A 7,433-nucleotide genomic window follows, 5' to 3' on the forward strand; every position below is an offset into this window, starting at 1 on the left:
GCCGCAGGCCGGCACGGCCGCAGGGGCCCGAGCGGCGAAGCCGCCGTCAGGGCCCCCGCAAGCCGCGCGCCAGCGCAAGCGCGCGAAGCGCGCACGCGCCGTGGCCGACGCCAAGCGCGCAGCTCACCGGCGGAGGCTGTCGCAGGGCGGTCGCGGGCGACCCGTATGATGGCGTGGCAGTGCTGAGATTTCGTCCCTTTACACAAGCTACGTCCGGTCTCCGTCCGGCCACCGCACGGCGGGTTCTGCTTCCGCTGGCGGTGGTGTTCGTTGTGCTGGTGACCGCCGGCTGGCTCTCCAGCCGGGCCGAGCCCAAGCCCGACGTCTACGAGCAGGAGCTGAGCGCCTGGGCGCGCGTCCGCGTCGAAGGCGAGCGGCTGCCGGCCCCCAACACGTCCCCCGCCCGGATGGCCGACTTCTTCGCCGGCCTGTCGAGGGCCCAGCAGCAGCGCCTCGCCGAGCGGTATCCGCTGGTCGTCGGCAACCTGGCGGGCGCCCCCGTCCAACTGCGCTACGAGGCCAACCGGCACGCGCTCACCGCGGCCATGGAGGCCGAGCGGGCCAGGATGACCGACGAGCGGCTCTCGCCCGCCGGGCAGCAGGAGGCCGGCCGTCGGATGCACCGGTTCGAGTCGATGCTCGCCGAGGGCAGGCAGATCCTCGCCTTCGACCCGACGGGTCGCGGCCGGGCCGCCGAGGTGATCGGGGACCTGGAGTCGGCGGACCGGATCTCCGTCATCGTCCCAGGCGTCGACACCGGGCTGTTGAACTTCGAGCGCACCGCCCGCAAGTACACGGCCCCGGTCGGCATGGCCGAGGCCCTCTACAACGAGCAGCGCGCGGTCGGCGGCGAGTCCACGGCCGTGATCGCCTGGGCCGACTACGACGCGCCGCCCAGCATCGCCATGTCGGCCGCCACGGCCGAGCTCGCCACGGCCGGCGCTGACCGGCTGGTCGCCGCCGTCGGCGCCCTGCCAGGCGAGTCCGAGGTGGCGCTGTTCTGCCACTCCTACGGCTCGGTGGTGTGCGGGGTCGCCGCCCCCGAGCTACCGGAGCGGGTGAGCGACATCGCCGTGGCCGGCAGCCCCGGCATGCGCGCCTCGGGCGTCGGCGACCTGGAGACCTCGGCCCAGGTCTGGGCGATAAGGGCGGAGGACGACTGGATCGAGGACGTGCCGCACTTGGAGATCGGCCCGATCGGCTTCGGCCAGGACCCGGTCACGCCCTCGTTCGGCGCTCGGCTGCTGGACGCGGGCGGGGCCGAGGGGCACAGCGGCTACTTTTCCCCTGGCGAGGCGAGCCTCACCAATCTGGCGCGGGTCGGCACCGGCGCCGTGGACGACGTGACCTGCGCGCCCGGGGTGCGGTCGTGCGCCCCGGTCGATCCCTGCGCCGTCCACGCCACATGACCGGCGGCTTGTGACAGGAACACACCCATCCGGGGGAAGTCATTTCGTCAGTCCCGGCGCATACGATGACCCGCATGGGTGATGTGCTGGCCGGAATCCACTCCACTTGGGAGTTCGACACCGACTCCGTGCTCATCCGCTTCGAACGGGGAATGCGTACACCGAAGCTCTTCCAGGTGCTCGGCGAGCGCCGCATCCCCTACGAGGCGTTGAGCTCGGTCGACCTGACGCCCGGACCGCGCAAGGGCACGGTGGTGCTCCACGCGGTCCCGCGGCTCGGCGCCGATCCGCTGCTCGACGCCGCGGCGGGGCAGCTGCGCGCCTCCGCCGATCCGTACCGGCTGCTGCTGCCCGTGGAGCGCGAGACCCTGGCCGACTACTACGCCACCGAGCTGCGCTCGGCGCTCGGTCCGCGCGCCGACGAGGCGGCCGACGAGCACCTGGTGGCGGCCCCGCCGGCGCCCCTGCAGTTCAAGGCGTACGACGGGAAGGTGTCGTTCGACGGCTCCGTGGTCTCCTTCCGCTGGTTCTGGACGGGGGCCTCGTCCGCCAAGTGGAAGGCAGGGGACCAGTCGTTCCCGGTCACGGAGCTGGCCGAGGTGGAGTGGCGCTCACCCGAGATAGCCGGCGGCCATCTGCGGCTGCGGCGGCGCGGGAAGGACGGCAAGCCGGTGGACGGGGAGGGGCCGGCCGACCAGGATCCGGCGGCCGTGGTCTTCGGCCTCGGCTACGGCCTGGTCCACGAGTCGCTGCCGCTGGCCGCCGCCGTCCTCGAGGCCGTGCGGGCGGCCGAGCCGGCGGGCGCCGTTGCGGCCCACCGCAACCACCGCGCCGACCCCAAGGACATCGCGAACCGCATCCGCCACCTCGGCGAGCTCCACTCGGCGGGCCTGCTGACGGACAAGGAGTTCACCACGAAGAAGACGGAGCTGCTGGCCGAGCTCTGACCCGTGCCCCCCGGTGGAACCGGGACCAGGGACACGGGTCAGGCGCGGGCGTCGCTCAGTCGCGGGAGGCGGAGCTGAACGTCATGTCGGCATAGCGGTCGCCCGCCACCTTGTCGGCGATGGCGTCGAGCGCGGCCGTCTCCTCGGGCGTCAGGGCGATCCTGGTCGCCGCCGTGTTCTCCTCCACCCGGGCCCGCCGCCGCGTGCCGGGGATGGGGACGACCGGCAGGCCCCAGACCGCCGCCCGCTGCTGCACCCACGCCAGCGCGATCTGACCCGGCGTCGCGTCGTGCGCGGCCGCGACGGCCCGCACCTCCTCCACCAGCGCGCGGTTGGCCACCGCGTTCTCGCCGACGAAGCGGGGCTGCTGCCGCCGGAAGTCGTCGGCGCCGAGCTCCTTGGTGGCGTCGGTGAAGGAGCCGGTGAGGAAGCCGCGGCCGAGCGGCGAGTACGGGACGAAGGCGACGCCGAGGTCGCGCGCCGCCGGGACGGCTGATCGCTCCACGTCGCGGGAGAACAGCGACCACTCGGACTGCACGGCCGCGATGGGGTGGACGGCGTGCGCGGCCCGCAGCTCTGCGCCGGTGACCTCGCTGAGGCCGAGCCACCGCACCTTGCCCTCGGCGACGAGCTCGGCCATGGCGCCCACGGTCTCCTCGATGGGCACGTCTGGCGCCTTGCGGTGCATGTAGTAGACGTCGATGACGTCGACGTCGAGCCGCCGCAGGCTGTCCTCGACGGCCTGCCTGATGTACGGCCGGTCGTTGCGGATGAGCCGCCTGGTCGGGTCGGCGGGGTCCAGCTGCAGCGCGAACTTGGTGGCGATGGTGACCTCGTCACGGTGCGCGCGGAAGAACGGCGAGAGGAACCGCTCGTTCTCGCCGACGCCGTAGAAGTCGGCCGTGTCGTAGAAGGTGACTCCGAGCTCGAGCGCGCGGTCGAGCGTGGCGCGCGCCTCGTCCTCGTCCGTGGGGCCGTAGGCGAAGCTCATGCCCATGCAGCCCAGGCCCTGGACGCCGACCTCGGGGCCGCCTTCGCCCAGGCGCACGGTGTCGATGGTGGTGGTGTCGCTCATGCGGGGTGTAGCGCCCTTTCCGATACCGCGGTGGCCTCCGCGTAGAAATCGATCTTGAAGTTGAGCACGGCGAGCGTGTCCCGCAACTCGGCGATCCGGGACTGCACGCTCTCCCGCGTGGCGCACAGTAGCGCGCGCCGCTCGTCGTAGGTGTGCTCGCCCTCCCGGACGAGCTCGGCGTAGCGCACCATGTCGGCCACCGCCATCCCGGTGAGCCTGAGCTTGCCGACGAAGGCGAGCCAGTCGAGATCGCGGTTGGTGTAGCGCCGTTGGCCGGTGTGCGAGCGGTCGATGTGCGGCATCAGGCCGATGCGCTCGTACCAGCGCAGCGTGTGCGCGGTGAGCCCGGTGTGCGCGGCCACCTCGCTGATGGTGTAGCGGTCCTGTCCGTCCGGCCGCGGATGCGGTCGCTCGACCGAGACGCATGCGTCATCGTGGACCGCGTCGTCGACGCGCTCGTCGCCAGGACCTGGTGCTGTCAGTCGCTGGGTCAGGGTCATACCGAAACGCTATGGGCTTGGAGTGCGCTCCAAGCAAGCCTCGATCGAGAAAACCGGAAAACCTCGCTCCACTCTTCACAGTGTGGTGCCGGTCGCCTACGCGGCGTCCAACGCCCACCGCCGGGCGGGGCGGCCCCGGCACGAACGATACGCTCGAACCATGCGAAGTCTGGAGTTGATCGACGACTGGCCGGTGGAGACGGCGGCGGCCGGCGTGGTCACCGCCGACGGTCGGCGCGCGGCGCGCGGCCCGGTGGACCGCCCGTTCCCGCTCGCCTCGGTCACCAAGCCGCTGGCCGCCTACGCGGTGCTGATCGCGGTCGAGGAGGGCGCCGTCGATCTTGACGAGCCGGCGGGGCCGCCCGGATCCACCGTCCGCCACCTGCTCGCGCACGCCTCCGGGCTCGCCTTCGACGAGCACCGGGTGATGGCCGAGCCCGGCACCCGCCGGCTCTACTCCAACGCCGGCTTCGAGGTGCTCGGCGACCACCTCGCCAAGGCCACCGACATGCCGTTCGAGCGGTACCTGCGCGAGGCCGTGTTCGAGCCGCTCGGCATGACCGCCACCGAGCTGGCCGGCTCCCCCGCCGGGGACGCCTCCTCCACGGTCGACGACCTCATACGCTTCGCCGCCGAGCTGCTCGCGCCGCGCCTGCTGGCCCCCGAGACCCTGGCCGAGGCCACCTCCGTGGTCTTCCCCGGCCTCGCCGGCGTCCTCCCCGGCTTCGGCCACCAGCGCCCCAACGACTGGGGTCTCGGCTTCTCGATCCGCGACCACAAGTCCCCGCACTGGACGGGCGCCCGCTCCTCGCCGGCCACCTTCGGCCACTTCGGCCAGTCCGGCACCTTCCTCTGGGTCGACCCGGCCGCCTCGGCCGCCTGCGTGGCCCTCACCGACCGCCAGTTCGGCCCCTGGGCCGCCGAGGTCTGGCCGCCCTTCACCGACGCCGTCCTGACCGAGCTCGCCGCCTCCGGCTAGGTCCTGTCCTGTCGATCTTGTCGGATCGGCCCGCGGCGTCAGAGGCGGTGCTCCCCCAGGCTTCGTCCGGGTGGGGCCGCCAGGCCTGGGCGAGTCGCGGGACCGGCAAGATCAACAGGACAGAGCCTAGCCGACGGCCTCCGCCTCGACCGGCCTGGTGTGGGGCCCCGCTCCACCGGAGCCGCCCGACGGGGCTAGTGGCTTGGCAGTTGGAGCAGAGAGGCGGTGAAGGGGTGGCTCGGCGACGTCAGGAGCCGGGTGGTCGGGCCCTGTTCGACGATCCTGCCCTGATCGAGGACCACCGTCCGGTGGGTGCGTGCGGCCGCCCGAAGGTCGTGGGTGATCAGGACGACGGCCAGGCCCGCGTGTTCCCCGAGCGTGTCGGCGAGCAGGTCGAGGATCGCCCGTCGAGTGGCCGGGTCAAGGCCCGAGGTGACCTCGTCGCAGATCAGCACCCGTGGGCGGGCGATCATCGCTCGGGCCAGGGCGGCCCGTTGGAGTTCGCCGCCGGAGAGCCGGCCCGGGCGCTGGGCCGCGGTTTCGGCGGGCAGGCCGAGCCCGGTCAGGGTGGCACGTGCCTCGGCGAGCGCGTCGGCCGTGTTGACGCCGCGCAGCCGCCGCGCGGTCCTGGCCACCTGGTCGACGACCGGCCGGTGTTCGTCGAACGACGCCTGGGCGTCCTGGAACACGTACTGGACGGCGGCCAGTTGGTCCCGGGTCCGGCCGCGCACGCTGCGCGGCAGGACGGCGCCGTCCAACGACACCTGGCCGTCGTACCAGCGGTGCAGTCCGGCGACACAGCGGGCCAGGGTCGTCTTGCCACTGCCCGAGCGCCCGACGACGGCGACGAACTCGCCGGCCCGCACGGAGAGTCGCGCATCGTGCAGCACCTCGGTCGAGCGGTGCCTCGCGGTCAGCCCGGACACCCGCAGCACCTCGGCGCCCGCCACGACCGCCGGGCCGGCCGGCGGTGCCGGCGGGGCCGCGGGCTCCGGCAGGACGCGGTCGGGCGAACCCGTGGCGACCACCCGGCCGTTCCGCAACACGACGACCTCGTCCGCCAGTTCGTGTACCACGGACATGTCGTGGCTGAGCAGGAGAAGCGCGATGCCCTGCCGGGCCACCGCGGCCAGTTCCCCGACGACGCGCCGTTTGGTGAGGGCGTCCTGCCCCGTGGTTGGCTCGTCGGCCACCACCACGCGGGCGCCGAACAGCAGGGCCTGGGCGATGACCAGACGCTGCTGCTGCCCACCGGACAGCTCGTGCGGGTAACGGCGCACCAGGTCGGCGCCGTCGGCGAGTTGGGCCCTGGCGAGGGCGTCGAGGACCCGTTCCCGGCAGGCCGCGGCGCGCTCGCCGCGCGGCAGGTGACGCACCTGCCGGCGGGCGATGTCGTGCAGCAGCGCGCCGCAGCGGCGTGCCGGGTTGAGGACCGTGGCCGGGTGTTGCGGAACGTAGCCCACCGAACCGCCAGGCACGTCCACCGTGCCGGTCACCGACGCGCCGGCGGGGTGTTCGCCGAGCAGTGCCAGGCCGGTCGTCGTCTTGCCGCTGCCCGAGGGGCCGACCAGAGCGGTGATCCGGCCGGGGACGAGGCGCAGGTTCACCCCGTCGACGATCCGACGGTCACCGACCGTGACCCGTAGGTCCGTGACCGAGGCCGCCGCGTCGTCCTTCCCGGCGGCCTTCCCGGCGGCTGGCCGCCGGGCCTGGGGGGTGTCTGGATCGGTCATCGCGGCCTCCCGCGTGCCGCGCGGCGGCGCAGCGTCGAGTCGAGGATCAGATTGCCGCCCATGGCCAGCGCGACGATGAGCAGGGCGGGCACCACGACCGCCCAGGGCTGGATGAACAGGCCGGTGCGGTTGCGGTCGACCATGACGGCCCAGTCGGCCGCGTCGGGGGCGACGCCCACGCCGAGGAAGGCCGCGGTGGCCACCAGGTACAGCACGCCGGTCAGCCGGGTGCCGACGTCCGCGGCCAGTGAGCGCGTCACGGAACGCCCCAGGTAGCCGAAGGCGATCCGGGGCCAGCTCTCGCCCTGGAGCCGCAGCGCCTCCACGGCCGGTCGGGACGCGGCGTGCGCGGCGGCGGCTCTGATGATCCGGACGGCGTCCGGGAGGTTCACCAGCGCGACGACCAGCACGAAGCCGACGGGGCCCGGGGAGCGGACGGTGGCGACCAGCAGGATGAACAGCAGCGAGGGCACCCCGAGGAGCACGTCGAGCGGCCGGGTCAGCAGGTCGTCGAGCCAGCGCCGGTGGGTGAGCGCGGCGGCGAAGCCGATCGGCAGGGCGAGGACATAGGTGAGGAGGGTGGCGGCGAGCGCGGTGAGCACGACGGAGCGGCCACCGAGCAGGACCTGCCGCCACACGTCCCGGCCCGTGAAGTCGGTGCCGAGCCAGTGCCCGGGGCCCGGCGGGGTGAAGGACTGGGCGTGGCCCCCTGGCGCACCGGCGAACAGCGGGCCGAGCAGGGCGAGCCCGAGGGGGATACCGACCAGGAGGGCCGGGACCAGGGGGACGG

7 protein-coding genes are annotated in these 7,433 nt (G+C 73.6%); 3 read left to right on the top strand and 4 right to left on the bottom strand.

The window, feature by feature from the left end:
- Nucleotides 1-263 precede the first annotated feature (263 nt).
- Nucleotides 264-1,409, top strand: a complete 1,146-nt coding sequence (locus tag E1265_RS30385) for an alpha/beta hydrolase (protein WP_243741222.1) — start codon at nt 264-266, stop codon at nt 1,407-1,409.
- Between the two features lie 74 nt (nt 1,410-1,483).
- Nucleotides 1,484-2,356 (top strand): DUF4429 domain-containing protein, encoded by an 873-nt coding sequence (locus E1265_RS30390; protein WP_132934191.1) that lies wholly within the window; start codon nt 1,484-1,486, stop codon nt 2,354-2,356.
- Between the two features lie 55 nt (nt 2,357-2,411).
- Here E1265_RS30390 and E1265_RS30395 read toward each other — a convergent pair whose 3' ends face one another.
- Both E1265_RS30395 and E1265_RS30400 read right to left on the bottom strand, forming a co-directional pair.
- Entirely contained in the window at nt 2,412-3,431 is a 1,020-nt protein-coding gene (locus E1265_RS30395; RefSeq protein WP_132934192.1) for an aldo/keto reductase, read from the bottom strand.
- A complete protein-coding gene (locus E1265_RS30400; protein ID WP_132934193.1) occupies nt 3,428-3,931 on the bottom strand; it encodes a MerR family transcriptional regulator in 504 nt (167 codons plus the stop codon). The genes E1265_RS30395 and E1265_RS30400 overlap by 4 nt, the downstream gene beginning before the upstream one ends.
- A gap of 160 nt (nt 3,932-4,091) precedes the next feature.
- Between E1265_RS30400 and E1265_RS30405 the strand changes: the two genes are divergently transcribed.
- Entirely contained in the window at nt 4,092-4,910 is an 819-nt protein-coding gene (locus E1265_RS30405; protein WP_132934194.1) for a serine hydrolase domain-containing protein, read from the top strand.
- A gap of 194 nt (nt 4,911-5,104) precedes the next feature.
- Here E1265_RS30405 and E1265_RS30410 read toward each other — a convergent pair whose 3' ends face one another.
- On the bottom strand, nt 5,105-6,643 hold the full coding sequence (locus tag E1265_RS30410; RefSeq protein ID WP_132934195.1) for an ATP-binding cassette domain-containing protein: 1,539 nt from the start codon (nt 6,641-6,643) through the stop codon (nt 5,105-5,107).
- The gene (locus tag E1265_RS30415; RefSeq protein WP_132934197.1) at nt 6,640-7,425 is read right to left on the bottom strand and encodes an ABC transporter permease subunit; all 786 of its coding nucleotides are present in this window, start codon (nt 7,423-7,425) and stop codon (nt 6,640-6,642) included. Before E1265_RS30415 ends, E1265_RS30410 begins: the two co-directional genes overlap by 4 nt.
- Nucleotides 7,426-7,433 lie beyond the last annotated feature (8 nt).

The organism is Streptomyces sp. 8K308 (genome assembly GCF_004348315.1).
In the GTDB taxonomy this organism is placed as follows: Bacteria; Actinomycetota; Actinomycetes; order Streptomycetales; family Streptomycetaceae; genus Streptomyces.

Bases quoted from the DNA above. Each gene is read 5' to 3' on its own strand.
- E1265_RS30410 (WP_132934195.1), bottom strand. From the start codon at position 6,643: ATGACCGATCCAGACACCCCCCAGGCCCGGCGGCCAGCCGCCGGGAAG.
- E1265_RS30395 (WP_132934192.1), bottom strand. From the start codon at position 3,431: ATGAGCGACACCACCACCATCGACACCGTGCGCCTGGGCGAAGGCGGC.
- E1265_RS30390 (WP_132934191.1), top strand. From the start codon at position 1,484: ATGGGTGATGTGCTGGCCGGAATCCACTCCACTTGGGAGTTCGACACC.
- E1265_RS30405 (WP_132934194.1), top strand. From the start codon at position 4,092: ATGCGAAGTCTGGAGTTGATCGACGACTGGCCGGTGGAGACGGCGGCG.
- E1265_RS30400 (WP_132934193.1), bottom strand. From the start codon at position 3,931: ATGACCCTGACCCAGCGACTGACAGCACCAGGTCCTGGCGACGAGCGC.